Origin of the sequence: Stenotrophomonas sp. 2YAF26 (assembly GCF_052114625.1) — a bacterium.
GTDB classification, from domain to species: domain Bacteria; phylum Pseudomonadota; class Gammaproteobacteria; order Xanthomonadales; family Xanthomonadaceae; genus Stenotrophomonas; species Stenotrophomonas indicatrix.
Window position 1 is genome coordinate 1 of the sequence record NZ_JBFRFC010000003.1, and the last position, 26,331, is coordinate 26,331.

A 26,331-nucleotide genomic window follows, 5' to 3' on the forward strand; every position below is an offset into this window, starting at 1 on the left:
CAACCTCGGTGGATTGCCGGCCAGCGGCCGGCACTACCCACGTACAAAAAAACCCGGCCGAAGCCGGGTTTTTCGCGGGAACCACAACGGCATTACTGCGCGTTGCGTGCCGCCTCGAGCTCGTCTTCCTTCTGGCGATCGAAGAACGCCATGATCCGGCTCATGATCGGGAAGGTGCCTTCGCGACCCAGTGCGGACACCAGGAACCACGGCTCCTTCCAGCCCAGCTCTGCGACGATCTTCTCGGCAGCGGCCTTGGCCTCGTCCTCGAACATCAGGTCGGCCTTGTTCAGCACCAGCCAGCGCGGTTTGGCCAGCAGCTCCGGATCGTGCTTTTCCAGTTCGCGCTCGATGGCACGCACCTGCTCGACCGGCGACACACCTTCCACACCACCTTCCATCGGCGAAATGTCGACGAGATGCAGCAGCAGGCGGGTGCGCTGCAGGTGGCGCAGGAACTGCGCGCCCAGGCCGGCACCGTCGGCAGCACCTTCAATCAGGCCCGGAATATCGGCGATCACGAAGCTGCGGTAGTTTTCCACCTTCACCACACCCAGGTTCGGGTACAGCGTGGTGAACGGGTAATCGGCCACCTTCGGCGTCGCCGCCGAGACGGCGCGGATCAGGGTGCTCTTGCCGGCATTGGGGAAGCCCAGCAGGCCGACGTCGGCCAGCAGCTTCAGCTCCAGCTTCAGCGTGCGCTCCTCACCCGGCTCACCCGGCAGAGCCTGGCGCGGCGAGCGGTTGGTGGAGCTCTTGAAATGCATGTTGCCGAGGCCGCCGCGGCCGCCCTTGGCCACCAGCAGGCGATCACCATGCTGGGTCAGGTCGCCGATGATTTCATCGGTGGCCACGTTGATGATCACGGTGCCGACCGGCACGGTGATGACCATGTCTTCGCCGCCCTTGCCATAGGCCTGGCGACCCATGCCGTTCTCGCCGCGCTGCGCCTTGAAGATGCGGTCATGGCGGAAGTCGACCAGGGTGTTCAGGTTTTCGTCGGCGCGGATCCACACGCTGCCGCCCGCACCGCCGTCGCCGCCGTCCGGGCCGCCGAGCGGAATGAACTTCTCGCGACGGAAGCCAATGCAGCCGTTGCCGCCGTTGCCGGCGAACACTTCGATTTCTGCTTCGTCTACCAGTTTCATTGTTTCGATGCCTGCGATGGGCGCGGCATGCACGCCGCCACCTTGATGTAGTGCCGGCCGCTGGCCGACAACCGGGCGATGCCCGTTTTACCATTGATTCCAACGAAAAGCCCCGCCGAAGCGGGGCTCTTCATGCAGCGAGCTCTTCATCCAGCACGGCCATGCCGAGGCATGGGCGCCGGACGCAGCCTTATCAGGCTTCGACCGAGACGACGCTGACGGTGCGACGCTTCTTCGGGCCCTTCACGGTGAACTCCACCTTGCCGTCCGTCAGGGCGAACAGGGTGTGGTCACGGCCGAGGCCGACGCCGGTGCCCGGATGGAACTGGGTGCCGCGCTGACGCACGATGATGTTGCCGGCTTCGATGGCCTGGCCGCCGAAGATCTTGACGCCGAGGTACTTCGGGTTGGAGTCGCGACCGTTGCGCGAAGAGCCTACGCCTTTTTTATGTGCCATGACCTATCTCCTTACTTGCTGCCACCGGCAATGCCGGTGATCTCGATTTCGGTGTAGTACTGACGGTGACCCTGGCGCTTCATGTGGTGCTTACGGCGACGGAACTTGATGATCCGGACCTTGTCAGCACGACCCTGGGACAGGACGGTGGCGGTGACCGCAGCGCCGCTCAGGGCGTCGCCGATCTTGATGCCATCGCTGTCGCCGAGCAGCAGGATGTTGTCGAACTTGATCTCGCTGCCGACTTCGACTTCGAGCTTTTCAATGCGGAGCTTTTCGCCCTGCGCCACGCGGTATTGCTTACCGCCGGTGACCAGTACTGCGTACATGACCAGACTTCCTCTGTAGTTATTGTGGTCTATGGACTGCCGCCGTCGAGGGCGGACAGGAGCGGAATTGTACGTGGACCACCGGGGACGGGTCAAGTCAACCCCTGAACGGCTCTGGAGGCCGGGCCGGAACGGGGTCAGATCCCTTTTCACCACGTGAAAAGGGATCTGACCCCTGCCTGACAGGCGGTCTCACCGGGTGAGACACCGGGCTGGCATTGTCGCCCATTGCCCCCATCTGGTCACCTCGGTAGGCTGACCGATTGCCGCCCTTTCGCTGGCCCGGCGGCCCAGCCACGCCCCCACAACCGGATTCCCCATGGCGATGGATTTCATCCGCATCCGCGGCGCGCGGACGCACAACCTCAAGAACATCGACCTCGACCTGCCCCGCGACAAACTGATCGTGATCACCGGCCTGTCCGGTTCGGGCAAGTCGTCGCTGGCGTTCGACACCATCTATGCCGAGGGCCAGCGGCGTTACGTCGAGTCCCTGTCGGCGTATGCGCGGCAGTTCCTGAGCGTGATGGAAAAGCCGGACCTGGACCATATCGAAGGCCTGTCCCCGGCGATCTCGATCGAGCAGAAGTCGACCTCGCACAACCCGCGCTCGACAGTCGGCACGATCACCGAGATCTACGACTACCTGCGCCTGCTGTACGCACGTGTCGGCACCCCGCGCTGCCCCGATCACGGCTATCCGCTGGAAGCGCAGACGGTCAGCCAGATGGTCGACCATATGCTGACCCTGGACCCGGAACAGCGCTACATGCTGCTGGCACCGGTGATCCGCGACCGCAAGGGCGAGCATGCGCAGGTATTCGACCAACTGCGCGCGCAGGGTTTCGTGCGTGTGCGCGTCGATGGCGAACTGTACGAAATCGATGCGGTGCCGCCGCTGGCGCTGCGCCAGAAGCACACCATCGAAGCGGTGATCGATCGCTTCCGCCCGCGCGAAGACATCAAGCAGCGCCTGGCCGAGAGCTTCGAAACCGCCTTGAAGCTGGGTGATGGCATGGCGTCGGTGCAGTCGCTGGACGATGCCGCTGCGACCCCTACCCTGTTCTCGTCCAAGTATTCCTGCCCGGTCTGCGACTACTCGCTGCCGGAACTGGAGCCGCGCCTGTTCTCGTTCAACGCACCGATGGGCGCCTGCCCCGGCTGCGACGGGCTGGGCATGGCCGAGTTCTTCGACCCCTCGCGCGTGGTGGTGCATCCGGAGCTGTCGCTGGCGGCCGGTGCCGTGCGTGGCTGGGATCGCCGCAATGCCTATTACTTCCAGCTGATCGCCTCGCTGGCCAAGCACTACAAGTTCGACACCGACGCGGCGTGGAACTCGCTGCCGGCCAAGGTGCAGCAGGCCGTGCTGTATGGCAGTGGCGAGGAAGCGATCACCTTCACCTATTTCACTGAGGCCGGTGGCCGCACCCAGCGCAAGCACCGCTTCGAAGGCATCATTCCCAACCTCGAACGCCGCTACAAGGAAACCGAATCGGCGGCGGTGCAGGAAGAGCTGGGCAAGTACATCAGCGAACATGCCTGCCCCGAGTGCAACGGCGCGCGCCTGAACAAGGCCGCACGCAACGTGTTCGTGGCGGATCGACCGCTGCCGGAACTGGTGGTGCTGCCGATCGACGAAGCGCTGAAGTTCTTCAGTGAACTGAGCCTGCCGGGCTGGCGTGGCGAGATCGCCGCGAAGATCGTCAAGGAGATCGGCGAACGCCTCGGCTTCCTGGTCGACGTCGGCCTGGATTACCTGACCCTGGAGCGCAAGGCCGACACCCTGTCCGGTGGCGAGGCACAGCGCATCCGTCTGGCCAGCCAGATCGGTGCTGGCCTGGTGGGCGTGATGTACGTGCTTGATGAGCCATCCATCGGCCTGCACCAACGCGACAACGAGCGCCTGCTGGGCACCCTCACCCGCCTGCGCGACCTCGGCAACACGGTGATCGTGGTCGAGCATGACGAAGACGCGATCCGACTGGCCGACTACGTGCTGGACATCGGTCCCGGCGCGGGCGTGCATGGCGGCGAGATCGTCGGCCAGGGCAGCCTGCAGGACCTCCTTGATGCACCGCGTTCGCTGACCGGCCAGTACCTGTCGGGCAAGCGCGCGATCAAGATCCCGGCGCGCCGGCACAAGCCGAACCCGAAGATGACGCTGCATCTGCGTGGCGCCACCGGCAACAACCTGAAGGGCGTGGACCTGGCCATTCCGGCAGGGCTGCTGACCTGCGTGACCGGCGTGTCCGGCTCGGGCAAGTCAACCCTGATCAACGACACCCTGTTCTCGCTGGCTGCCAACGAGATCAACGGCGCCTCGCACCCGATCGCGCCGTACAAGGAGATCGATGGCCTGGACCTGTTCGACAAGGTGGTGGACATCGACCAGTCGCCGATCGGCCGTACCCCGCGCTCGAACCCGGCTACCTATACCGGCCTGTTCACACCGCTGCGCGAACTGTTCGCACAGGTGCCTGAATCGCGTGCGCGCGGCTATTCGCCGGGCCGTTTCAGCTTCAACGTGCGTGGTGGCCGCTGCGAAGCCTGCCAGGGCGATGGCCTGATCAAGGTCGAGATGCACTTCCTGCCGGACGTGTACGTGCCCTGCGACGTCTGTCATGGCAAGCGCTACAACCGTGAAACGCTGGAGATCCTGTACAAGGGCTTCAACATCAACGACGTGCTGGAAATGACCGTCGAAGATGCGTTGAAGCTGTTCGAACCGGTCCCGTCCATCGCCCGCAAGCTGGAGACCCTGGTTGATGTCGGCCTGAGCTACATCAAGCTGGGGCAGAGCGCGACCACGCTGTCCGGTGGTGAAGCGCAGCGCGTGAAGCTGTCCAAGGAACTGTCGCGCCGCGATACCGGCCGCACCCTGTACATCCTCGACGAGCCGACCACCGGCCTGCATTTCCACGACATCGAGGCGCTGCTCGGCGTGCTGCACAAGCTGCGCGACGAGGGCAACACGGTGGTGGTGATCGAGCACAACCTGGATGTCATCAAGACCGCGGACTGGATCGTCGACCTGGGTCCGGAAGGCGGTCATCGCGGTGGCACCATCCTGGTGACCGGCACGCCGGAAGACGTGGCCGCGTGCCCGGATTCGTACACCGGCCAGTTCCTCGCACGGATGCTGCCGTCCACTACTGCGCGACCGGACCAGCCCGCCGCCGTGGCCAACAAGCCCGATGCGCGCCCGCCGCGCAAGGTGAAGCCCGAGAAGCCGGCGAAGAAGGCAGCCGCCGCCAAGAGCACCGGCAAGGCCAGCAAGACCGCCACGGCCGGCACCAAGAAGAAGAAGGACGCCTGATGAGCAGCGAACACAAGATCCTGGCCCGCATTCCGATCAGCGTGCGCTGGCGTGACATGGACAGCATGGGCCACGTCAACAACGCCAAGTACATCTCCTACCTGGAAGAGGCACGCGTGCGTTGGATGCTGGGCGTGGAAGGCGTGTCGATGAACGACCGCATCGCACCGGTGGTGGCTGCCACCAACGTCAACTACCGGTTGCCGATCGTGTGGCCCAACGACATTCTGGTCGAGCTGTTCGTCGAACGCCTGGGCAACAGCAGCGTGACCATCGGCCATCGCATCGTCGACCAGCAGGACGAGTCGAAGCTGTATTCGGACGGCAACGTGGTGGTGGTCTGGATGGACACGCAGACCGGCAAGAGCGCGCCGCTGCCGGACGCGATCCGCAGCGCATCCACCTGAAGGCAGTGCCGGCCGCTGGCCGGCACTCTCCCCACCGGGCATGGCCCGGCGCGACCGTTCCAATCAAAGGACTGACATGATCCACCAGACTGAACTGCGCGACCTGCTGCCCGGCATGGTCCCCTTCCCCGCCGACGTGTTCCCGGATGACCAGGCCTGGCTTGGCCAGCATCTGCTGCCGCTGCTGAAGATCGACCTCGGCGTGCTGCGCCCGGAACTGGCCGGCCAGGCCGCGACCCTGCTGTGTCCGATCGAGCCCTATGAAGGCTGCATCGGCGAAGCCACCGAAGAACACCACAACGCGTTCACCGGCACCAACTGGATCGCTTTTGAATTGACCGCCGACAACCGCATGCGCTTTCTCGGCGACGAGGGCTACTTCATCGGCGACCAGGTGCAGGACAAGCACGCGCTGGAGCACATCACGGAGATGCGTGAGAGCTACAGCAAGGCACGTGCGTACTTCCAGCAGCATGGACGCCTGGCCAGCTATTCGCGCTATGGCGACGGCGAGCCCGGCGAGCAGGCCTACCTCGATGTGCTGGGTGGGCAGATCTCGACCGGCAACTGGATCGAAACCGCGGAGATTCCGGCCGCCTTCGCACTGGCGTTCACCGAGGCTGCCGACGACCGCCATGCGCCGGACGATGCCGAGTGCGCGATCATCACCCGCGATGGCAACAAGTTCTTCGCCGTGGCAGAAGTGGCCGGCTACAACTGGTGTGCAACCGGTGCCGATGCGATCGTGATGCTGTACGAGCCGGAAAGCCGCACGGTGCTGTTCTCGTACGACTGGTCGTAAGCCCCACCGCGCTGCGCGCTCGCCGGGCATGGCCCGGCGGAACGAGCGCCGCGTTACGGCGCGGCCTTGCGCACTATCAGGGCCGTGCTGACTTCGGTGCCCCCCTCCAGTTGCACCTGCAGCCACACGGGCTGCCCCTCCTCCAATACGCGCCTGCCGTCCATCAACATCAGGTGCAGGCCGCCGGGCTTGAGCACGGCGCGTTCGCCCGGCGCCAATGGCAGGCGCTCGACAGCACGCATGCGGCTGACCCCGTCGACGATCCGGGTCTCGTGCAACGACACATCACCGAAACTCGCACTGCGCGCACCGATGATGGTCACCGCGGTGGAGCAGCCGTTGCGGATCACGCCATAGCCCGCAGTCATGGGCGTCGCCGTCGGGCTGGGCGGCAGACGTACCCAGCCCTGCTCGACGGTGACGCACTTCGTCTCGGCGGCGGAAGCCGATGCTGCGGCCGCACACAGAACCAACAGTACGCCAACGAATGGTTTGGTTATCATCGCCCAGGTTCCTTCTTCGCAACGAGACCCGCAGCATGACGACGCTCATCGAGGTGATCAACCATGGCCCCATCCGCGAACTGCGACTGGCGCGGGCGCCGGTCAATGCACTGGACACCGAGCTGTGCCGGCAGTTGATCCATGCCATCGAACTGGCGATGGCCGAGGACGCGCACGGCATCGTGCTGTCCGGCAGCGAGCGCATCTTCACCGGCGGCATGGACGTGCCGCACCTGCTCTCGCATGGCGATGACAAGCACAAGCTGCTGGACACCTGGAACGCGTTCTTCGGCGCGGTACGCACGCTGGCCGAGAGCCGCATTCCTGTGGTTGCGGCGATCACCGGCCATGCACCGGCGGGCGGCTGCGTGCTGGCCCTGTGCTGCGACTACCGGGTGATGGCACGCAGTGCCGATCCGGCGCGCCCGTATGCCATCGGCCTGAACGAAGTGCAGGTCGGCCTGATCGCACCGGAAGGCATCCAGCGCCTGCTGCGCCGTGCGGTGGGGGCGCACCGTTCCAGCGTGCTGCTGGCCACCGGCGCGCTGGTACCGGCCGAACAGGCGCTGCAGATCGGCCTGGTCGATGAACTGGTGGATGGCGAACTGGTGGCGGCCCGTGCGGTGGCCTGGCTGCAGGACCTGCTGAAGCAGCCGCGGCAGCCGATGCTGCTGACCCGTGCCATCGCCCGTGCCGAGCTGCACGACGCCCTGCACCCGGACCTGATCCAGCTCGACCGCTTCGTCGAGGCCTGGTTCGCCCCGGATGCGCAGAACGCGCTGCAGGCGCTGGCGGCGCGTCTCGGCAAGTAAACGGTAGTGCCGGCCGCTGGCCGGCAGCCTGGCGATCCTTCCGGGACGCCTGCGGATRCCGGCCAGCGGCCGGCACTACCGAAGATGGGGCATCCGGCCTACACCGGTATAATCGACCCCTCTTTCATCGCTGTGGCCGCCCCCTTGAACGACATGCCCGAACCCGTCGTCTCCGAGCTGATCGATCTGCTCACCCTGGAGCGGCTGGAGGACAACCTGTTCCGCGGCCAGAGCCGCGACATCGGTACCAAGTACGTGTTCGGCGGGCAGGTGCTGGGCCAGGCCCTGGCGGCCGCGCAGGCCACGGTCGACAATGGTCGCCATGTGCACTCGCTGCACGCCTATTTCCTCCGCGCCGGCAACATCGACCATCCGATCGTCTACGACGTCGACCGTACCCGCGACGGTGGCAGCTTCTCGGTGCGCCGGGTGACCGCGATCCAGCATGGCAAGGTGATCTTCTTCTGCGCGGCCTCGTTCCAGCAGGCCGAATCCGGTGCCGAGCACCAGCACAAGATGCCCGAAGTGCCGCAACCGGAAGACATCGAACCGAACCGGCCGTTGCCGGCGGAGGTGCTTGAGCGCTTGCCGATCAAGGTGCAGCGCTGGCTCTCGCGCGGCGGTCCGTTCGAGTTCCGCCATGTGTATCCCCGCGATGAACTGAACCCGCCCAAGCGCCCGCCCTACCACCAGGTCTGGCTGCGCCTGAGCGAGCGCGTGGGCGATGCTCCCGAGCTGCACCAGGCACTGCTGGCCTACGCGTCGGACTTCCACCTGCTGGGCACGGCGACCTTCCCGCACGGCATCAGCTACTACCATCCGCACGTGCAGATGGCCTCGCTGGACCACGCGATCTGGTTCCACCGCCCGTTCCGCGCCGACGATTGGCTGCTGTACTCGCTGGACAGCCCCAGTGCGCAGGATTCGCGCGGCCTGGCCCGCGGCCAGTTCTTCACCCGTGATGGCGTGCTGGTTGCCAGCACCGCCCAGGAAGGCTTGATCCGCGTGGTTCCGGACCAGGCAGCAGCGGCCGCCGTGCCAGCCAAGGATTGACCGATGCGTCAGATTTTCAGCAGCCAGCGCGTGGAAACCGTGGAAGGCGTGGCCGAGCTCCTGCGCAGCCACGACATCCAGGTGAAGGTCACCAACGGACGCTCATACAAGACCCGTCGCCGGGGTCAGTTCAGCTATACCGACCTGGGCAATGCAGGCGCCTACCCGGCGGTCTGGGTCGTGCGTGCCGACGACCAGCCGCGTGCGCGCGAAATCCTGCGCGACGCCCGCCTGCTCGACACCACCCGTCGTGACCACCCGACCGCCGAATTCGCCTTCCGCGATGATGTGCAGGAAAGCACCGGTGGCCGTGGCTGGGCCTGGCGCATCCGCATCGCCCTGCTGGTGGTGATCGCCGGGGTGGCGCTGGTGATCGGTCTGCGCCATCGCGGTGCCCCTGCCCCAAGCGCACCGGTGCCCGCCCCGCAGGCACAGCCGCAGCAAGCACAGCCGACCGCACCTGCACCGCCGGAAGAAGAGGAAGTGCGGGTCCGCATCCAGCCGGCGAAGTAGTGCCGGCCGCTGGCCGGCAACCGCAGCATACCGAGCGGCTCCATGAGGATGCCGGCCAGCGGCCGGCACTACCTTTGGGGAAGGGTCAGTCACATTCTGCACGCGCCTCCGTCATGGGACACAATCCCTGCAGGAGCCCGCCGCCATGACGACCTTCGCCTCAAGCATCGACGAGACCCTTGAACGCGACCTGCCCTCGGCGGCCGGCGGTTGCCAGCATGCCTATGGCCGCATCGTGCTGGCCTGCCAGAACACGGTCACCGCCATCGCACTGGCCATTACCGGCGACCGCCAGGCCAGCGAGGACATCGCCCAGGAAGCGTTCGTGAAGGGCTGGCAGCAGCTGCACCAACTGCGCAGCGCGAGCAGCTTCCTGCCCTGGCTGCGGCAGATCACCCGCAACCTCGCCCGTGACTGGCTGCGCGCACAACGTGGCCGACCGCTGAGCGGCGAGGCTGCCGAAGTGGCCTTGACCATGGCTGCGGATCCGACCCCCGGCGTGGCCGATCGCCTGCAGCGGCTGGAAGAGGAAATCGCTGCCGAAGACATCATCTCTGGCCTGCCCGCCGACAGCCGCGAAGTGCTCCTGCTGTATTACCGCGAGGGCCAGCATTCGCAGCAGGTCGCTGACCTGCTCGGGCTCAGTGACGCAGCGGTACGCAAGCGCCTGTCACGTGCCCGTGCGCAGGTACGCGAGGGCCTGCTGCAGCGCTTCGGCGAATTCGCACGCAGCAGCGCACCCAGCGCAGCGTTCGCAACGGCGGTGGTATCGATGGTGATGATCGCCGCGCCCGGCACCGCCAGCGCGGCGATCCTGCTGGGAACCGGCGTCGGCGTGGGTGGCAGCAAGCTCGGCCTCGGTGGCGCCAGCGCTGCCGGCGGCACCGCGCTCGGCTCGTTGACCGCAACCCTGGGCCAACTGCAGATGCTGCCTGCCTCAAGCTGGGCTGCGATCATCGGTGGTGTCGTCGGTGGCGCGCTCGGCAGCTATCTCGGCGGCCGTTTCCTGCTGTCGTACGCCGAGACCGGCGCCGAGCAGGTACAAGTCCGCCGCTTCGTCAATCTCAGCACAGGCACGAGCCTGGGCTGGTGCCTGGCCATCCTGTTTGCCGTGCTGCTGCAGGCGCCGATGTGGGCGCAGCTGCTGGTGCTGGCACTGGGCCTGGTGGTGGTCAACTACCAGTGCCTGGTGACGCTGCGGCGAATCATGGCGCCGCTGCTCGCGCGTGATGCAGCCCGGCGTGGGCGTAACGGGATCAACTGGAAGTACGAATCCATGTACGGCCTGACCGGCATGATGGCGGTGAACCTGGTGGTCATCGGTGCCTTGGCCTACACGATGACGCTCAGCGGGCGCCTGTAACGGACAACGCCGGCAGTGCGCCGGCGTTGTCGTCGATCACTGCATTGAAAATCAGCGCTGCGGCTTCGGCGCGGCGCCGTCACGCGGGCCGCCGTGGCGCGGGCCACCGTGCATCGGGCCCTTGGCGGCGTCGAACTCGGCCTTGCTCAGCTGGCCATCCTTGTTGGTATCGGCTGCGGCGAACCAGGCGTCACGATGCTGCTTCATGCGCAGCTCGCGGTCGGCCTTGTCCAGGTAGCCATCCTTGTTGAGGTCGAGCTGGTCGAAACGCTCGGCCAGGCGCGTATCGGCCTTGGCTTCCTCACGGCTGATGCGGCCATCCTTGTTCGTATCCAGCTTGGCCCAGCGCTCGCCGCCGCGACCACCGTGGCGGCCATGCTTCCAGCGCGGCAGCTCATCACGCGAGAGCTTGCCGTCCTTGTTCTTGTCCAGCTCGTCGAACTTTGCGGCCAGGCGCGGGTTGGCCGCCGCTTCGCTGCGGTCGATGACGCCGTCGCCATTGGTATCCAGCTTGGCCGGACGCTGCGCCGGTGCAGCCGGGGTGTCGGCAGCCAGGGCAATACCGGTCGCGGAGGTGCCGAGCAGCAGGGCCAGCAGCAGGGGGGTACGGATCATGGGGTCACTCCTGGGAATGGGATTGGCATCGGGGTGAACACCTCACCCTCGGAGGACAACAACGCCTGACCACGACCTCGGTTGACGCAGCCGCCCGTTCCATTCATCCGGCGGACAGTCGCCGCCATTGCGACGGGCTGGAGCTATGCTGTGCCCATGGCGAGACACGGCGACAGAGACGACGAACTGCGACTGTTCCAGACCGGCGAGCACCCCTGCGGGTACTGGCCGGACCGGGTTGCACGCGACCTGGTGCTGGACCCGCAGGACCGTCGCCTCGGCGGGCTGTACCCGCTGGCCCTGAGCTGGGGCTTCCGACGCAGCGGCGACCTGGTCTATCGCCCGCATTGTGCGAACTGCCACGCCTGCGTCGCCGTGCGCATTCCGGTGGCCCGCTTCGCCCCGGATCGTAGCCAGCGCCGCTGCGCCGCCCGCAATGCCGATCTGGAAGTGCGCATCACCGCGGCCATGCCACGCGAGGATCTGTTCGAGCTGTACCACCGCTACCTGGTGCATCGTCATGCCAAGGGCGGCATGGACGACCACGGCCCGCACGAATTCGAACAGTTCCTGATCGGCAGCTGGTCGCACACGCGCTTCATGGAAATGCGTCTGCCCGGCCACGATGGCCAGCCCAGCCAGCTGCTGGGCGTGGCAGTAACCGATGTGACCGAGCACGGGCTGTCGGCGGTCTATACCTTCTTCGACCCCGCCCATGCCGCGCGCGGGCTGGGCACGTTCGCGATCCTGCAGCAGCTGGAGTGGGCCCGCCGCGAAGGCCTGCCACACCTGTACCTGGGCTACTGGATACGCGAGCACCAGAAGATGGACTACAAGCGGCGCTATCGCCCACTGGAGGCCTACGATGGCCGCCGCTGGCATGATTTCGATGACGAACTGGACGGACGCTGACAAACCACTGACACCGGGCCAGGTGCACAATATGGCCCATGAACGCCAAACCCCTGATCCTCGGCCTGGCCCTGCTCTGTGGCGCCGCCGCTCCCGCCTTCGCCACGTCCCCCGCGATGACCGAAAAACCGTCTGCAGCGCTGCGCTTGGCCACCTACAACACCTCGCTGTATTCGGACGAAGCCGGCGGCCTGATCGCCGAGCTGGAAGGCGACAGCGAACACGCGCGCAAGATCGCCGCGGTACTGCAGCAGGCGCGCCCTGACCTGGTGCTGCTGAACGAGTTCGACTTCGATGACGCCCATCGCGCCGCCGATCTGTTCCAGAAGCGCTACCTGGAAGTGGCCCAGCCCGGTGGCGGCAAGCCACTGCACTTCGCCTACCGCTACCTGGCGCCGGTGAACACCGGCGTGCCCAGTGGCTTGGACCTGGACAACAACGGCGTGGTCGGCGGTGAAGGCCGTGGCCGCGGCAACGACGCCTGGGGCTACGGCCTGCACCCGGGCCAGTACGGCATGCTGGTGCTGTCGCGTTACCCGATCGACGACGCCAAGGTGCGCAGCTTCCAGCTGCTGAAGTGGAGTGCGATGCCCGGCGCGATCCGCCCGGTCGATCCGCGCACCGGCAAGAGCTTCTACAACGACACCGTCTGGTCGCAGCTGCGGCTGTCGTCGAAGTCGCACTGGGATGTACCGGTGAAGACCCCGGCCGGCGTGGTGCACGCGCTGGTCTCGCACCCGACGCCGCCGGTGTTCGACGGCCCGGAGAAGCGCAACGCCGCGCGCAACCACGACGAACTGCGCCTGTGGCAGGAATACCTGTCCAACGGTGACAAGCCGTGGTTGTGCGACGACAAGGGCCAGTGCGGCGGCCTGGCCCAGGATGCACGCTTCGTCATCCTTGGCGACCTCAACAACGATCCGGTCGATGGCGATGGCCGCCACGAGGCGATCGTCGAACTGATCGAGAACGCCCGTGTGCTGCGCTACCCCACCCCGCGCAGCGTCGGCGCCGAGCAGACCAGCCTGGCCTATGCAGCCAAGGGCATCGCCCGCAAGGGCGCACCGTTCCATGCCACCGGTGATTTTGGCCCGAAGTCGGGCACGATGCGCCTGGACTACGTGCTGCCGTCCACCGGATTCGAGTACATCGGCAGCGGCGTGTTCTGGCCGGCCAATGAAAGTCCGGAAGCGAAGATCGCCGATGGCAGCGACCACCACCTGGTGTGGGTGGACGTGCGGTAGAGGCAACTGTCAGTCGACTGAGGGTGCCGGTCAGGACGACCGGCATCGCCTTGCCGGGCATGCGCGCGCCTGCATTCTTGTTACAGTCCCGCAACGGAACGTCAGGGGGAGCCGCCGCACTTGAAAAGGAACCTGCTGATCATCGTTGGCGTCTTCGCCATGATCGCGCTGTTGGTGGTGGCCCGGCAGAACTGGGCCTTCAATTTCATTCCGTTCGTCCTGATCGGCCTGCTTCCTGCCGGCGTAGCCTGTTGGAAGGGCTACGCGGACCGCTTCGGCACCTGGTGGCTGTACGGCTCGGTGCTGGGCATCATCGCCATCATCCACGTCACCTTGCTGCCTTGGCGCCGCGCCTGACGGCATCGCCGCGCCGAGCGTGCGGGCGCGGCTGAACGGCCGCCGGGCATGGCCCGGCGCTACCGATTTACGGGCGCAGCTCGACGCCGATCGCTTCGGCGGCATCACGCGCGATGGCACGCGCCTCGTCGATGGTTTCCGCACGCGCCAGGGTCACGCCCACGCGGCGATGGCCATGCACGCTCGGCTTGCCGAACAGGCGCACCGCGGTGTCCGGCACCTGCAGCGCGGCGGCCACGTTGTTGAAGTACGGCACGCCCTCACCATGCGCCAGCAGCGCGCACGAGGCCGATGGGCCGCTCTGGCGGATCACCGGGATCGGCAGGCCGAGGATGGCCCGGGCATGCAGCGCGAACTCGCTCAGCTCCTGCGACACCAGCGTCACCAGACCGGTGTCATGCGGACGCGGCGATACTTCGCTGAACCAGACCTCGTCGCCCTTCACGAACAGCTCGACACCGAACAGGCCCCAGCCCCCGAGGTCATCGGTGATCGCGCGCGAGATCTCCTCGGCACGCGCCAACGCCTTGTCCGACATCGGCTGCGGCTGCCAGCTTTCGCGATAGTCGCCCTCCTTCTGCAGGTGGCCGATCGGCGCGCAGAACGAAGTGCCGGCGGCGTGGCGTACGGTCAGCAGGGTGATCTCGTAATCGAAGTCGATGAAACCTTCGACGATGCAGCGGCCGGCACCGGCGCGGCCACCGGTCTGTGCGTATTCCCATGCGGGGGCGATGTCCGCCTCGCTGCGCAGCGTGCTCTGGCCCTTGCCCGAGGACGACATCACCGGCTTGACCACGCACGGCAGGCCGATTGCCGCTACGGCGGCGCGGTACTCGGCCTCGGTGTCGACAAAGCGGTACGGCGAGGTCGGCAGGCCCAGCGTCTCGGCGGCCAGGCGTCGGATGCCCTCACGGTCCATGGTCAGGCGCGCAGCACGCGCGGTCGGGATCACCCGCAGGCCCTGCTCCTGTTCCAGCTGCACCAGGGTCTCGGTGTGGATCGCCTCGATCTCGGGCACCACCAGGTGCGGCTGCTCCTGGGCGATCAACTGGCGCAGGGCCATTGCATCCAGCATGTCGATCACGTGCGAGCGGTGTGCCACCTGCATGGCCGGGGCATCGGCGTAACGGTCGGCAGCGATCACTTCCACACCCAACCGCTGCAGCTCGATGGCCACCTCCTTGCCAAGTTCGCCCGAGCCCAGCAGCAGCACGCGGGTGGCGGAGGGGGACAACGGGGTTCCAAGCTTGGCCATGGCGGGGTTCCAGCAGCGATGTGAAGGCGGGTGGGCATTCTAGCCGGTCCAGCCGCAGTGCCTGGGCAAGCCCAGCCGACGAACGGTAGCCAGAATGTGATATCACTTTGATATCTTCAATTCGAACCCTCAAGGACGTACCGCCATGAAAGAGAAGTCGCTGTCCTCCCTCAACGGCCTGGGCGCGCTCGCCGGGTCCCTGGTCGTAGCCCTCGCCGGCGGCGCCCTGTTCGTGGCCGGGGTCGCGGCGAAGGCCAGCACCGGCTCGCCCAACGTGCTGCTGATCCTGGCCGGCCTGCTGATCGCTGCGCTGGCGCTGGTCGCGCTGGCCGGCCTGTACACCGTGCAGCCCAACCAGGCGGCGGTGGTCAGCCTGTTCGGCAAGTACGTCGGCACCGTCAAGGACAACGGCCTGCGCTGGAACAATCCCTTCTTCAGCAAGCGCCGCGTGAGCCAGCGCGTGCGCAATTTCGAGAGCGGCAAGCTGAAGGTCAACGAGCTGGACGGCAGCCCGATCGAGATCGCTGCGGTGATCGTCTGGCAGGTGGTCGATGCCTCCGAAGCGGTCTACAACGTGGACGACTACGAGAGCTTCGTGCACATCCAGTCCGAATCGGCGCTGCGCGCGATGGCCACCAGCTACCCCTATGACCAGCACGAGGACGGTCAGCTGGCGCTGCGCAGCCATGCCAGCGAGATCTCCCAGCACCTGAAGAACGAACTGGCCGAGCGCCTGGCCGATGCCGGCGTGCAGGTGATCGATGCGCGCATCAGCCACCTCGCCTACGCCGCTGAAATCGCCCAGGCGATGCTGCAGCGGCAGCAGGCCAATGCGGTCATCGCCGCACGCACGCGCATCGTCGCCGGTGCGGTCGGCATGGTCGAGATGGCGCTGGCCGAGCTGCAGAAGAACGGCGTGGTGCAGCTGGACGAGGAGCGCAAGGCGCACATGGTCAGCAACCTGTTGACCGTGCTGTGCTCGGACCGCGGCACGCAGCCGGTCGTCAACACCGGCTCGCTGTACTGAGCCACCCTCGCAACGGGGCGCCCCACCGCCCCGCCAGGAGTCTGCATGAGCGAGAAAAAAGCCTATCCGCTGCGCATCAACGCCGAGGTCCTGGCGGCCGCACAGCGCTGGGCGGACGATGAACTGCGCAGCCTCAACGCACAGATCGAATACGTGCTGCGCGACGCACTGCGCAAGGCAGGCCGCCTGCCGAAACCCAAGCCATCGCCGGAGGACAAGGAATGAGCAAGCGCTGGAGCTACCTGACCGTCGAGGTCAAGACATCCATGATGGGCCTGCAGAAAGCTGACGACATTCAGGCCGAACTCAGCCGCCAGGGCCAGCTCGGCTGGGAACTGGTCAACATCATCGTCCCGGCGCCAATGCGCCCGGCCCTGCTGGTCTTCAAGAAGGAGCTGTGACCATGAGCGCACGCCGCTCGTTGCTTGCTGTTTCCCTTGCCCTGTTGTCCGCCAGTGCATCCGCTGGCGAACCGCAGCAGGTCGCAGCACGCCTGCTCGATCACCTGCAGGCAGGGCGCACCGCCGATGCCGAAGCCATGCTGACACCGCAGATGGCCGCGGCCGTGCCTGCCGACAAGCTGCAGGGCCTGTGGCAGTCGCTGGGTGAACTGAAGCAGCGCGGCCCGGCGCACAGCAGTGAGCAGCAGGGCCTGCACCTGGTGGAAGTACCGTTGCAGTTCGCCAGTGGCGCGGTGATCGCGCAGGTTGCGGTGAACGGGCAGGACAAAGTAGCGGGCCTGCTGCTGCGCCCGGCCCCGGCCGCCAAGGCAGCGCCACCGCCGGCCGACGCGAACTACAGCGAAGCCGATTTCAGCGTGCCACAGGCACGCGGTGCGCTGCCCGGCACACTGTCCCTGCCCAAGGGCAAAGGACCGTTTCCGGCCGTAGTGCTGGTGCACGGCTCCGGCCCACAGGATCGCGACGAAACCATCGGTGGCAACCGCCCGTTCCTGGACATCGCCCGCGGCCTGGCCGCACAGGGCATCGCCGTGCTGCGCTACGACAAGCGCACCCATGCCCGTCCCCAGGACTTCCAGAGCGACACCTTCAACGTTGATGACGAGACCACCGACGACGCCGTCGCAGCGTTGAGCGCGTTGGCGGCGGACCCACGCATCGACGGCAAGCGGATCTTCGTGCTCGGCCACAGCCAGGGCGGCATGCTCGCCCCGCGCATCGCCAGCCGCTGGCCACAGGCGCGCGGCGCGATCCTGTGGGCCGCGCCGGCGCGCACATTGCTTGAACTGCTGCCGGAGCAGAACCGCTACCTGTTGTCGCTGGACGGCTCGATCAGCGCCCCGGAACAGGCGTTCCTGGACAAGCTGGCAGCACAGATCGCCGCAGCCCGCAGCGACACCACTGTGCCGACCAGCGAACTGCCACTGGGCGTGCCGCAGACGTTCTGGAAAAGCATCGAAGCGGTGAACGCACGCGGCGACGCGGTTGCGCTGAAGAAACCACTGCTGATGCTGCACGGGGGCCGCGACTTCCAGGTACCGGAAACGGATTGGGCACTGTGGAAAAAAGCCCTGGCCGATCGCCGGGACGTGCAATGGAAGGCCTACCCTGCCCTCAACCACATCGGCATCGCCGGCAGCGGCCCCAGTTCATTGAAGGAATACGCACAGCCGGGCCACGTCGATGGGCAGCTGATCGATGACGTGGCGCGTTGGGTGGAGGCGCAGCGATGAGCGGCAGTGATGCACGCCCGTTCGAGGTTGCCGAAAGTTCTTCGCTGCGGGTGCTGTGGGTGCTGCTGCCACTGCTGGCGGTACTGGGCGTGAGCATGTGGGCACAGCTGCACGACAATCGCAGCGAGGCTCCCTGGATGGAGGTCACCCTGTCGCCGCCGTTCTTCCTGATGGGCGGCAGCGCGGCATGGAGCCTGGCGGTGATCGTGCTGATGGGCATCGGCCTGGGCTGGGCGTTCTTCCGTCGCCGGGTGGAGCTGGCAGGCAACGTGCTGGACGTGCGTTCGACGTTGTACCGTCGCCGCACGCCGGTGGCCGACCTGCTGCTGGACCAGGCCGAGGTGGTCGACCTGGGCCGTGATCGTCGCTACGGCATCCGCTTCAAGACCAACGGCTACAGCATGCCCGGCTTCTACTCCGGGCACTTCCGCCTGCAGGGCGGCGGCAAGGGCTTTGCCCTGGTCACCGACCGCGCACGCACGCTGGTGATTCCGGTGCGCGGCGGCAGCACCCTGCTGCTCAGCATGGAGCGCCCGCAGGCCTTGCTGGAAGCGCTGCGCAAGGTGGCCGCCACGGCGCCACGGCAGTAAGCTGGATCGATGCACCGTAGCACTCCGCTGTTGATCAATACCGAGACCGTCGAACTGTGGCCTGCGCCGCTTCTGCGCGCGCGCAGCAATCTCGACGCCCGCCTGCTGGCCCGCGCGCAATGGGTACTGCGGCGCAAGCGCGATGGCCGCTACCTGGCGGCAGTACTGGCGCACGGTGTGCACTCGCTGGTGCCGCGCCTGCCACGCGAGCCCGGCGTGGAGGAAGCGCTGGCCCTGCTGGATGGCGCACGGTCACGACCGTTCGGCGCTGCACTGGAAGACCAGTGGCTGCCGCTGGTTGGCCTGCAGCAGCGCTTGCAGCAGCTGGGCCTGGATGCACAGCGCTATGCGCACGACAGCGGGCTGGCACTGGAAGCCGAGCCGTGCGTGCTGCACTTGGCCGGACGTGATCGCTTTGCCCGCCCGTTGTGGTTGCGCCGCGGTGCCGCGCAGGGCTGGCGACGGATGCGCCTGCATGCCGCCCGGGATGGCATTGCACTGGATGCGATCTCCGGCTTCCGCAGCCATGCGTATCAGCTCGGCATTTTCGAACGCAAGCTGGCGCGCGGGCAGAGCGTGCCGCAGATCCTGAAGGTCAATGCCGCCCCTGGTTTCAGCGAACACCACAGTGGTCACGCGCTGGACATCGGCACACCGGGGGATGCGCCGGCAGAGGAGAGCTTCGAGGCGACGGCTGCGTTTGCGTGGCTGCAGGCCAATGCCGCGGCGCACGGGTTCCACTTGAGCTATCCGCGCGACAACCCGCATGGGATCGTCTACGAACCGTGGCACTGGTGCTGGAAACCGGCCAACGGCTGAGCCCCTCGTGGCAGCTGCTCGACTGCGGTCCTCGGGTTGGCCGGGAGGGTGGGCGGCGCAGGGGTCGCTGCAAGTACGTCCATGTAAGCTCGGGCGCGCCATCCATGGCGCTTACGCCCCTGCGCCGCCCACCATCCCGGCCACGGACAGTTTCCGGGTGCGTCCGCCACGGAATTGAACAAACAAAAAAAGCAAAGGCAGACGCGGGTCGCTGCGCTCGACGCCGGGCGTGGCCCGGCGCTACCAGTGCTTGGGCGTTGCGGCTAGCGCCGCAGCGCGTTGATCGCCAGCAGTACCCATCCGGCCATCAGCGTGGTGCCACCTACCGGCGCCAGCCGGGTCGGCCATTGCCACAGCGCACCGCCCACCAGGCTGCCGGAGAACAGCAGCACGCCCAGCAGCAACACGTACAACGCCAGATGCGCGATCGCGCCCTGCGCGCGCGGGCCGAGGGCGGCCAGTACCGCTCCGTGGGCAAAGGCGTACAACGCTGCCATGTTCAGGTGCTGCTGCGCCAGCGGATCGGACACGCCATGCGCGGCATAGGCCGAGAGACCGATCGAGGCGGCCGCCAGCAGCGCCCCCAGACAGGCCAGCAACGACGGTTTACGCGCGCGTCGTTCGGAATTGAACATGACTGCTCCTTGCGCAATGCCCGACACCGGGCTCGGGATGAAAAAAAACGCGCCGCAGGAAGCGGCGCGTTTTCATGTCCAACACTACATGGGTCAGCCGAGGCTTACTTGACGGCCCAGTAGATGTCGTACGTCGCTTCCGGGGTGAACGACTTGTCCACGCCGTCCTTCCAGGTTTCGTACGGACGGTCGATGACTTCGTTGCCCGAGGTCACGGCCCAGGCGCGCAGGGCGCTGCGGGCAACGTCCAGGCCTGCCATGTGACCGGTGTAGGCCGCATGCGCCGAACGGTGCGGAGCAACGCGGACGTACTTGACCGGAGCGCCACCGTCGATCTTGACGGTCAGCTGTTCGGCCGGCACGCCTTCGGCACCCTTCTTCTTCACCGGCTGGGCGATGTCGAAGGCGTACTTCTCAGCACCGAAATCGGTGGTGATGATACGCAGCGGACCGGCGGCTTCCAGGCCATTGGCCTCGATCACGCGCTTGATCCACTCCTGGTTGTCCTTGATGGACTTGCTGATGGACTCCTGGCCGCGGTCGACGTTGCCGGCGGTGACGACCAGCAGGTCCTCGGCCGGGACATCGACGATGCCCAGATCGGTCAACGGAGCTTCGGAAGTGCGGTAGTCGACATTCGGCACGGTGGCCAGCATGTTCGCCATGCGCGACAGACCCATCTTGATGTCATCGCCGATCTGGCGGCTGACATACAGGCCTGCGTAGCGACCGAACAGGTCAAAGCCATACTTCACCGAGTAGTCCTGGGTGATCTTGACGTTGCGACCGCCCTTGCCGGTCGGCTCCAGGGTGAAGGTGCTGACCTTGTCGTGACCCTTGGAGGCGTCGTCGATGGCGATAACAACACGCTTGTTCTCTTCGGCTTCGGTCACCTTCCAGGAACCGGTGCCCAGGTCCTTGGAGGTGTAGTCGAGAGTGGCACCGACGCCGGAGGCCGGGCCGGACAGCTTCAGTTCAACGGCGGGATCGCGCAGTACCAGCGGGTTCCAGTCCTTGAAGCGGCGCAGACTGCTGACCGTGTCGTACACGATCGTCATCTTGCGGTTGGTCTCGATGCTTTCGGTGATGTGACGCTCGCCCGGCAGACAGACGCCAATGATGACGAACAGGCCAGCCACGATCCCCAAGGCGATCAGGAACTCGATAATACGGGTCATTCAGAGAGTCTCCGGGGCCGATCCCACGGCCGGGTTGATTGAAGCGAAGCGCCAATCCTAGCAGGCTTCGCGGGCATTGGTTATCGGGATTGGCGCACCGGTTTCCGTGCCGGCTGCGCATTTGTATGCACAAAGAATTCGAAGGGTAACGCATCCGCGTACCCGGCATGTAGGGGGCAAGTGGGGGGCAACCCTGAATCCGGGCCCAGGCTGCGTGCCAAGTCTTTGTCGCTAAAGGATTTTCCTCACACCAACTGGAGTTCAAACGCTTTCAGGACTGCACGCGTACGGTCACGTACGCCCAGTTTGGAAAGGATGTTGGACACATGGTTCTTGATCGTGCCCTCGGCGACCCCCAGCGAATTGGCGATCTCCTTGTTGGAGAAACCGCTGGCCATCAGCCGCAGGATCTCGGTCTCACGGTCGGTCAGCGGGTCGGGCCGGTCCAGGCTGACGAAATCGTTGCGCATGTGCTCCAGCCCGGACAGCAGCCGCTGGGTCACCGCTGGCTGCACCAGCGAACCGCCATCGGCCACCGTGCGGATCGCCCCGACCAGCTGCGCCAGGGTCACATCCTTGAGCAAGTAGCCCTTGGCACCGGCCTTGAGCCCGGCCAGCACCAGCTGGTCATCGTCGAAGGTGGTCAGGATGATGGTCGGCGGCAGCTGTTCCTGCCGTGACAGCACCTGCAGCGCCTCCAGCCCGGACATCACCGGCATGCGCATGTCCATCAGGACCACGTCCGGGCGGATCTGCGGGATCAGCTCGACCGCCTGGCGGCCATCGGCGGCCTCGGCCACCACTTCGATGCCGTCGTCGAGCGCCAGCAGCGAGCGGATCCCCTGCCGCACCAGGGTTTGGTCGTCGACCAGGCAGACGCGAATCATTAACGCACTCCTTCAGGAACCTGGGTAAGGGCCGCCAGCACCGTTGCCGGTACCGTCGCCCGCAGCCGGAAGCCTTCGCCGGGGCGGGTCTCCACCTGCAGCTGGCCTCCACATTGTTGCAGGCGTTCGCGCATGCCGCGCAAACCATTGCCCACATTGACCGTTTCCGCCCCGACACCGTCGTCGCGGGCTTCCACCACGACCTGGTCGGGGACCTCACGGTACACCCGCAACCACAGGTGGCGGGCGCCGGCATGGCGCACCGTGTTGGTGATGATCTCCTGGGTGCAGCGCAGCAGTACGTGGGCCCGCTGCGGGTCTTCCACGTTCAGCGGCTCCTCGATCTCCAGCTGGATGTCCAGCGACGGCACGTGCTCGGTCAGCGGACGCAGCGCAGCGGCCAGGTCGATGGCGCCGGTCTCGCGCAGCTGGCTGACCACCTCGCGCACGTTGCCCAGCAGCAGCTTGGCCAGGGCATGCGAGCGCTTCACGTGCTCCAGCGCCTGCCCTTCGGCGAGGTGGCCGGCCACTTCCAGATTCAGGGTCAACGCGGTCAGCTGGTGGCCCAGCAGATCATGCAGTTCGCGCGAAATGCGGGTGCGCTCGTTCACCCGCGCGCTTTCGGCCAGCAGCGCACGCGTGGCGCGCAGCTCGGCGTTCAGGCGGCGCTGCTCCTCGCGCGCCTCGGCCTGGCGGCGCGCCACCAGCGCGATCACGAACACGAAGCTGGAGAAGCCCATGTAGCCGACGGCCTGCAGCACGGCGATGACCGGCGGGAAGCCCAGTGGCTGGATGTAGACCGGCAGCACGGCCAGGTTGCTGGCCACCAGCCACACCACACCGATGCGCGGGCCCAGCAGCCAGGGCAGCAGGCCGGCCACCACCATCAGCAGGATGCTGCCCAGTGCGGTGCCGGAGAAATAGCTCACGCCGATCGCGCAGGCCGTCAGCAGGATCAGCGCGGCATGGTCGAAGAAGCCGGGCCGGCTTTCGCCCAGCGAGCGGGTCAGCACCCAGTACACGAAGCCGAAGGCCAGGTAGGCCGAGGCCCAGGGAATGATCCGGTAGCCGGCCTCGCCATCCAGGCTCTCCAGCGTCAGCGACACCGGGTCGATCAGGTAGATCGCAAGCCAAAGGCCGACGGTGCCCCAGGTGAACAACCCGGAGTAGCGCAGCATCGCATTGTGGTTGAGTCGGGCCAGCATCACCCATCGTAGCCTGTGTGCGGCCGCTCCCAAGCGCCGAAAGTCATGCTTGGGCATATCCCCCTGTTCATGCCGCAGCCCACCCCGGGCATGCAATAATCGTGCGCAGGGTCTTGTAATGGACCAACCGCGTTACCCCACGGAGTCACAATGTCGATTGTCATCCGCGACGTGCGCGAGCACGAGCTCGATTCCGTCCTGGCTTTGAACAACAATGCTGGCCTGGCCATCCTTCCCCTGGATGCCGAGCGCCTGCGCCTGTTCTATGCAACCGCTGAGTATTTCCGCGTCGCCGAGCGCGACGGCAACCTGGCCGGTTTTTTGATCGGCTTCGGCAGCGACAGCCAGCACGACAGCAGCAATTTCGCCTGGTTCAAGCAACAGCTGAACACCCCTTTCTTCTATATCGACCGCATCGTGGTCGCCAGCCGCCGTCGCGGTGGTGGCGTCGGCCGTGCGTTCTATGCCGACGCGCAGAGCTTCGCCGAGCTGCGCTACCCGCAGATGACCTGTGAGGTGTTCCTGGACCACGGCGCCGATGCCGCCCTGCTCTTCCACGGCAGCTTCGGCTTCCGCGAGCTGGGCCAGAACACCATGCCGCAGGTGGACGTGCGGGCCAGCATGCTGGCCAAGGAACTGTGCAGCTTCCCATGGGTGAACGAAACCTATGGCGGCAAGCTGCCCGATGTGGCATGGGCGCGCGACCGGCAGCTGCCGGCGCAGGCACAGCGGTCGACGGGGACCTGAGCGTGGCGGTGAATTTCGATTACGAACAGGCTGGTGAACTGAAGATCGGCCAGGTGGGCATTGCCAACCTACGCATCCGCACCCTTGATGTTGAACGCCTCGTGCAGGAAATGCAGGAACGGGTGAGCCGTGCGCCGAAGCTGTTCGGCCGTGCGGCGGTGATCCTGGACTTCGGTGGCCTCAGCCAGGTGCCCGACGTGGCAACGGCGCAGGCCCTGGTGGATGGCCTGCGCGGTGCTGGCGTACTGCCGGTTGCATTGGCCTATGGCACCAGTGCAGTTGACCTGCTCTCGCAGCAGCTCGGCCTGCCGCTGCTGGCCAAGTTCCGTGCCCAGTACGAGCGCGCCGAAGCAGAGTCTGCCCCGCCACCGGCACCCGCACCGGAACCGCGGCGTGCTGCGCGGGCCGAAGCGAAGGCCGCACCGGCACCGGCTCCGGCCACGCCGATGGGCAAGGCTGCCGATGCCGCCGCGCCACAGCCTGGCCGCATGCAGCTGGGCAACGTGCGTTCGGGGCAGCAGCTGTATGCGGAAAACTGCGACCTGACCGTGATGGCCACCGTCGGCGCCGGCGCCGAAGTCATCGCCGATGGCAGCATCCATATCTACGGAACCCTGCGCGGCCGTGCGCTGGCAGGGGCCCAGGGCAACACCGCGGCACGCATTTTCTGCCGTGATTTCCATGCGGAACTGGTCGCCATTGCAGGCCACTACAAGGTGCTGGACGATGTCCCGGAAACCCTGCGCGGCAAGGCCGTGCAGGTGTGGCTGGAACAGGACCAGATCAAGATCGCTGCGCTGGACTGACGCAGCACCTCAAACAGAATCATCAGGAGAAGTCCTTTGGCTGAAATCATCGTAGTCACCTCCGGCAAAGGCGGCGTCGGCAAGACCACTTCCAGCGCCAGCCTTGCGTGCGGCCTGGCGAAGCGTGGCAAGAAGGTGGCGGTGATCGACTTCGACGTCGGCCTGCGCAACCTCGACCTGATCATGGGCTGCGAACGCCGCGTGGTGTACGACTTCGTGAATGTCGTGCACGGCGAAGCCACCCTCAAGCAGGCCCTGATCAAGGACAAGCGCTTCGACAACCTGTTCGTGCTGGCTGCCTCGCAGACCCGCGACAAGGATGCACTGACCCAGGAAGGCGTGGGCAAGGTCCTGAAGGACCTGGCCGCCGACGGCTTCGATTACATCATCTGCGACTCCCCGGCCGGCATCGAGAAGGGCGCCTTCCTGGCGATGTACTTCGCCGACCGCGCAGTGGTGGTGGTGAACCCGGAAGTGTCCTCGGTACGCGACTCGGACCGCATCATCGGCCTGCTCGATTCGAAGACCCACAAGGCCGAATCCGGACAGGACGTGCCAGCCTTCCTGCTGCTGACCCGCTACACCCCGGTGCGCGTGGAAAGCGGCGAGATGCTCAGCATCGCCGACGTCGAGGAGGTCCTTGGCCTGAAGGCGATCGGCGTGATCCCCGAATCGGGCGACGTGCTCAATGCCTCCAACAAGGGCGAGCCGGTCATCCTGGATGGCGAATCTGCTGCCGGCCAGGCCTATGACGACGCCGTCGCACGCATCCTCGGCGAAGAACGCCCGATGCGCTTCACCAACGTCGAGAAGAAGGGCTTCTTCAGCAAGCTGTTCGGAGGGTAAGCATGGGCCTGTTTGATTTCCTCAAAGCGAAGAAGACCACCGCCGAAACCGCCAAGAATCGCCTGCAGATCATCATCGCGCAGGAGCGCAGCCACCGTGGCGGTCCCGACTACCTGCCACTGCTGCAGCGCGAGCTGCTGGAAGTGATCAAGAAGTACGTCAACATCGACGTCGATGCAGTGAAGGTGGACCTGGTCAAGGATGGCCAGCACGACGTGCTGGACATCTCCGTGGCGCTGCCTGAAGGCCCGGACAAACCCTGACCCCGCGCCCCGCCCGTGCCTGCATGGGCGGGGCTGCCTGACCCGCATGACTGATACCACGCCCGAACCGAACGTTACCCGCGTCGGCGACATCGCCTTCGCCGATGCCCAGCGCCTGCTCGCTGCACATGAGCTGCGGCTGCACCTCGTTGCGCCCGGCGAGCCGATCCCGGGCAGTTACTGGGGCGAGCCCGAGGCGGGCATCATCGCCAGCGACGTGTACGTGCGCGATGACACGCCAGTACACTCGATGCTGCACGAGGCCTGCCACCTGATCGTGCTGCCGCCGGAGCGGCGCGCGCAGGTGCATACCGACGCCACCGATTCGGTGCCCGAAGAAGATGCCACCTGCTACCTGCAGATCGTGCTGGCCGGGCACCTGCCCGGTGTCGGCAGTGAGCGGCTGATGGCCGACATGGATGCGTGGGGGTATACGTATCGATTGGGGTCGACGAAGGCGTGGTTTGAACAGGACGCCGAAGACGCGAAGGCGTGGCTGATCGAACGCGGCTTGCCGGTGGCGTGATCCACCGTGGACCAGGGTCAGAT

Annotated in this window: 32 protein-coding genes; 21 read left to right on the forward strand and 11 right to left on the reverse strand. The window is 66.3% G+C overall.

The window, feature by feature from the left end; genetic code table 11:
- Positions 1-92 precede the first annotated feature (92 nt).
- From obgE to rplU, 4 genes are read right to left on the reverse strand one after another with little or no spacing between them, the layout of a single operon-like run.
- Positions 93-1,148 (reverse strand): GTPase ObgE, encoded by a 1,056-nt coding sequence (gene obgE, locus AB4Y98_RS03980; protein WP_025873852.1) that lies wholly within the window; start codon positions 1,146-1,148, stop codon positions 93-95.
- Positions 1,145-1,282 carry a hypothetical protein gene (locus tag AB4Y98_RS03985; protein ID WP_157804331.1) on the reverse strand — a complete coding sequence of 46 codons (138 nt, stop codon included), beginning with the start codon at positions 1,280-1,282 and terminating at the stop codon, positions 1,145-1,147. The genes obgE and AB4Y98_RS03985 overlap by 4 nt, the downstream gene beginning before the upstream one ends.
- A 59-nt stretch (positions 1,283-1,341) precedes the next feature.
- Positions 1,342-1,605 carry a 50S ribosomal protein L27 gene (rpmA, locus tag AB4Y98_RS03990; protein ID WP_025873853.1) on the reverse strand — a complete coding sequence of 88 codons (264 nt, stop codon included), beginning with the start codon at positions 1,603-1,605 and terminating at the stop codon, positions 1,342-1,344.
- 11 nt (positions 1,606-1,616) lie between these two features.
- The gene (gene rplU / locus AB4Y98_RS03995) at positions 1,617-1,934 is read right to left on the reverse strand and encodes a 50S ribosomal protein L21 (RefSeq protein WP_004148331.1); all 318 of its coding nucleotides are present in this window, start codon (positions 1,932-1,934) and stop codon (positions 1,617-1,619) included.
- Positions 1,935-2,253: 319 nt separating this feature from the next.
- Here rplU and uvrA point away from each other — a divergent pair, with 319 nt between their 5' ends.
- The 3 genes from uvrA (at position 2,254) to AB4Y98_RS04010 (ending at position 6,459) form a co-directional block, all read left to right on the forward strand.
- Positions 2,254-5,250, forward strand: a complete 2,997-nt coding sequence (uvrA, locus tag AB4Y98_RS04000) for an excinuclease ABC subunit UvrA (protein WP_313249426.1) — start codon at positions 2,254-2,256, stop codon at positions 5,248-5,250.
- A complete protein-coding gene (locus AB4Y98_RS04005; protein ID WP_442243820.1) occupies positions 5,250-5,657 on the forward strand; it encodes an acyl-CoA thioesterase in 408 nt (135 codons plus the stop codon). The genes uvrA and AB4Y98_RS04005 overlap by 1 nt, the downstream gene beginning before the upstream one ends.
- Before the next feature lie 76 nt (positions 5,658-5,733).
- Complete coding sequence (locus AB4Y98_RS04010) at positions 5,734-6,459, forward strand: enolase (RefSeq protein WP_442243821.1); 726 nt, start codon at positions 5,734-5,736, stop codon at positions 6,457-6,459.
- A gap of 53 nt (positions 6,460-6,512) precedes the next feature.
- On the opposite strand, the gene AB4Y98_RS04015 is transcribed toward AB4Y98_RS04010, so the two are convergent.
- Complete coding sequence (locus AB4Y98_RS04015; RefSeq protein WP_442243822.1) at positions 6,513-6,962, reverse strand: copper chaperone PCu(A)C; 450 nt, start codon at positions 6,960-6,962, stop codon at positions 6,513-6,515.
- 35 nt (positions 6,963-6,997) lie between these two features.
- Between AB4Y98_RS04015 and AB4Y98_RS04020 the strand changes: the two genes are divergently transcribed.
- The 4 genes from AB4Y98_RS04020 (at position 6,998) to AB4Y98_RS04035 (ending at position 10,703) form a co-directional block, all read left to right on the forward strand.
- Positions 6,998-7,774, forward strand: coding sequence for an enoyl-CoA hydratase/isomerase family protein (locus AB4Y98_RS04020; RefSeq protein WP_428703367.1), 777 nt, complete (start codon positions 6,998-7,000; stop codon positions 7,772-7,774).
- Between the two features lie 153 nt (positions 7,775-7,927).
- Positions 7,928-8,827 carry an acyl-CoA thioesterase II gene (gene tesB, locus AB4Y98_RS04025; protein ID WP_032951563.1) on the forward strand — a complete coding sequence of 300 codons (900 nt, stop codon included), beginning with the start codon at positions 7,928-7,930 and terminating at the stop codon, positions 8,825-8,827.
- 3 nt (positions 8,828-8,830) lie between these two features.
- On the forward strand, positions 8,831-9,340 hold the full coding sequence (locus tag AB4Y98_RS04030; protein ID WP_363730489.1) for a pathogenicity-like protein: 510 nt from the start codon (positions 8,831-8,833) through the stop codon (positions 9,338-9,340).
- 145 nt (positions 9,341-9,485) lie between these two features.
- A complete protein-coding gene (locus AB4Y98_RS04035) occupies positions 9,486-10,703 on the forward strand; it encodes an RNA polymerase sigma factor (RefSeq protein WP_442243823.1) in 1,218 nt (405 codons plus the stop codon).
- A gap of 51 nt (positions 10,704-10,754) precedes the next feature.
- Here AB4Y98_RS04035 and AB4Y98_RS04040 read toward each other — a convergent pair whose 3' ends face one another.
- Positions 10,755-11,318: an EF-hand domain-containing protein gene (locus AB4Y98_RS04040; protein ID WP_442243824.1), complete on the reverse strand. Its 564-nt coding sequence runs from the start codon at positions 11,316-11,318 to the stop codon at positions 10,755-10,757.
- Between the two features lie 156 nt (positions 11,319-11,474).
- Between AB4Y98_RS04040 and AB4Y98_RS04045 the strand changes: the two genes are divergently transcribed.
- The 3 genes from AB4Y98_RS04045 to AB4Y98_RS04055 all read left to right on the forward strand — a co-directional run bounded on the left by AB4Y98_RS04045 (position 11,475) and on the right by AB4Y98_RS04055 (position 13,831).
- Positions 11,475-12,230 (forward strand): arginyltransferase, encoded by a 756-nt coding sequence (locus tag AB4Y98_RS04045; RefSeq protein WP_032975961.1) that lies wholly within the window; start codon positions 11,475-11,477, stop codon positions 12,228-12,230.
- 38 nt (positions 12,231-12,268) lie between these two features.
- Positions 12,269-13,474 carry an endonuclease/exonuclease/phosphatase family protein gene (locus tag AB4Y98_RS04050; protein WP_442243825.1) on the forward strand — a complete coding sequence of 402 codons (1,206 nt, stop codon included), beginning with the start codon at positions 12,269-12,271 and terminating at the stop codon, positions 13,472-13,474.
- A gap of 120 nt (positions 13,475-13,594) precedes the next feature.
- Positions 13,595-13,831 (forward strand): hypothetical protein, encoded by a 237-nt coding sequence (locus AB4Y98_RS04055; RefSeq protein WP_442243826.1) that lies wholly within the window; start codon positions 13,595-13,597, stop codon positions 13,829-13,831.
- Between the two features lie 67 nt (positions 13,832-13,898).
- Here AB4Y98_RS04055 and purT read toward each other — a convergent pair whose 3' ends face one another.
- Complete coding sequence (gene purT / locus AB4Y98_RS04060; RefSeq protein ID WP_363730482.1) at positions 13,899-15,086, reverse strand: formate-dependent phosphoribosylglycinamide formyltransferase; 1,188 nt, start codon at positions 15,084-15,086, stop codon at positions 13,899-13,901.
- Positions 15,087-15,231: 145 nt separating this feature from the next.
- Between purT and AB4Y98_RS04065 the strand changes: the two genes are divergently transcribed.
- Genes AB4Y98_RS04065 through AB4Y98_RS04090 form a run of 6 tightly spaced genes read left to right on the forward strand, consistent with a single transcriptional unit; the run spans position 15,232 to position 19,215 of the window.
- Positions 15,232-16,113, forward strand: coding sequence for an SPFH domain-containing protein (locus AB4Y98_RS04065; protein WP_025873866.1), 882 nt, complete (start codon positions 15,232-15,234; stop codon positions 16,111-16,113).
- A 45-nt stretch (positions 16,114-16,158) separates the two neighbouring features.
- The gene (locus tag AB4Y98_RS04070; RefSeq protein ID WP_005412615.1) at positions 16,159-16,338 is read left to right on the forward strand and encodes a hypothetical protein; all 180 of its coding nucleotides are present in this window, start codon (positions 16,159-16,161) and stop codon (positions 16,336-16,338) included.
- A complete protein-coding gene (locus AB4Y98_RS04075; protein WP_025873867.1) occupies positions 16,335-16,514 on the forward strand; it encodes a DUF4177 domain-containing protein in 180 nt (59 codons plus the stop codon). Before AB4Y98_RS04070 ends, AB4Y98_RS04075 begins: the two co-directional genes overlap by 4 nt.
- A 2-nt stretch (positions 16,515-16,516) precedes the next feature.
- On the forward strand, positions 16,517-17,806 hold the full coding sequence (locus AB4Y98_RS04080; RefSeq protein WP_442243827.1) for an alpha/beta fold hydrolase: 1,290 nt from the start codon (positions 16,517-16,519) through the stop codon (positions 17,804-17,806).
- The gene (locus tag AB4Y98_RS04085; RefSeq protein WP_394196125.1) at positions 17,803-18,396 is read left to right on the forward strand and encodes a PH domain-containing protein; all 594 of its coding nucleotides are present in this window, start codon (positions 17,803-17,805) and stop codon (positions 18,394-18,396) included. Before AB4Y98_RS04080 ends, AB4Y98_RS04085 begins: the two co-directional genes overlap by 4 nt.
- A 9-nt stretch (positions 18,397-18,405) precedes the next feature.
- Positions 18,406-19,215 (forward strand): M15 family metallopeptidase, encoded by an 810-nt coding sequence (locus AB4Y98_RS04090; RefSeq protein WP_428703372.1) that lies wholly within the window; start codon positions 18,406-18,408, stop codon positions 19,213-19,215.
- Positions 19,216-19,478: 263 nt separating this feature from the next.
- Here the strand turns inward: AB4Y98_RS04090 and AB4Y98_RS04095 are convergent, their stop codons facing one another.
- The 4 genes from AB4Y98_RS04095 to AB4Y98_RS04110 all read right to left on the reverse strand — a co-directional run bounded on the left by AB4Y98_RS04095 (position 19,479) and on the right by AB4Y98_RS04110 (position 23,120).
- Positions 19,479-19,850, reverse strand: a complete 372-nt coding sequence (locus AB4Y98_RS04095; RefSeq protein WP_025873872.1) for a DUF423 domain-containing protein — start codon at positions 19,848-19,850, stop codon at positions 19,479-19,481.
- Positions 19,851-19,954: 104 nt separating this feature from the next.
- On the reverse strand, positions 19,955-21,028 hold the full coding sequence (locus AB4Y98_RS04100) for an SRPBCC family protein (protein WP_442243828.1): 1,074 nt from the start codon (positions 21,026-21,028) through the stop codon (positions 19,955-19,957).
- Between the two features lie 245 nt (positions 21,029-21,273).
- Positions 21,274-21,915, reverse strand: a complete 642-nt coding sequence (locus tag AB4Y98_RS04105; RefSeq protein WP_025873873.1) for a response regulator — start codon at positions 21,913-21,915, stop codon at positions 21,274-21,276.
- Positions 21,915-23,120, reverse strand: a complete 1,206-nt coding sequence (locus AB4Y98_RS04110) for a sensor histidine kinase (protein ID WP_394196130.1) — start codon at positions 23,118-23,120, stop codon at positions 21,915-21,917. Before AB4Y98_RS04110 ends, AB4Y98_RS04105 begins: the two co-directional genes overlap by 1 nt.
- Before the next feature lie 150 nt (positions 23,121-23,270).
- Here AB4Y98_RS04110 and AB4Y98_RS04115 point away from each other — a divergent pair, with 150 nt between their 5' ends.
- From AB4Y98_RS04115 to AB4Y98_RS04135, 5 genes are read left to right on the forward strand one after another with little or no spacing between them, the layout of a single operon-like run.
- On the forward strand, positions 23,271-23,867 hold the full coding sequence (locus tag AB4Y98_RS04115) for a GNAT family N-acetyltransferase (protein WP_100551840.1): 597 nt from the start codon (positions 23,271-23,273) through the stop codon (positions 23,865-23,867).
- The gene (gene minC, locus AB4Y98_RS04120; RefSeq protein ID WP_442243829.1) at positions 23,813-24,673 is read left to right on the forward strand and encodes a septum site-determining protein MinC; all 861 of its coding nucleotides are present in this window, start codon (positions 23,813-23,815) and stop codon (positions 24,671-24,673) included. Before AB4Y98_RS04115 ends, minC begins: the two co-directional genes overlap by 55 nt.
- A gap of 36 nt (positions 24,674-24,709) precedes the next feature.
- Positions 24,710-25,519, forward strand: a complete 810-nt coding sequence (gene minD / locus AB4Y98_RS04125) for a septum site-determining protein MinD (protein ID WP_099819368.1) — start codon at positions 24,710-24,712, stop codon at positions 25,517-25,519.
- Between the two features lie 2 nt (positions 25,520-25,521).
- The gene (minE, locus tag AB4Y98_RS04130) at positions 25,522-25,782 is read left to right on the forward strand and encodes a cell division topological specificity factor MinE (RefSeq protein WP_005408532.1); all 261 of its coding nucleotides are present in this window, start codon (positions 25,522-25,524) and stop codon (positions 25,780-25,782) included.
- Positions 25,783-25,828: 46 nt separating this feature from the next.
- Complete coding sequence (locus AB4Y98_RS04135; RefSeq protein ID WP_312785588.1) at positions 25,829-26,308, forward strand: hypothetical protein; 480 nt, start codon at positions 25,829-25,831, stop codon at positions 26,306-26,308.
- The last annotated feature ends 23 nt before the right edge of the window (positions 26,309-26,331 follow it).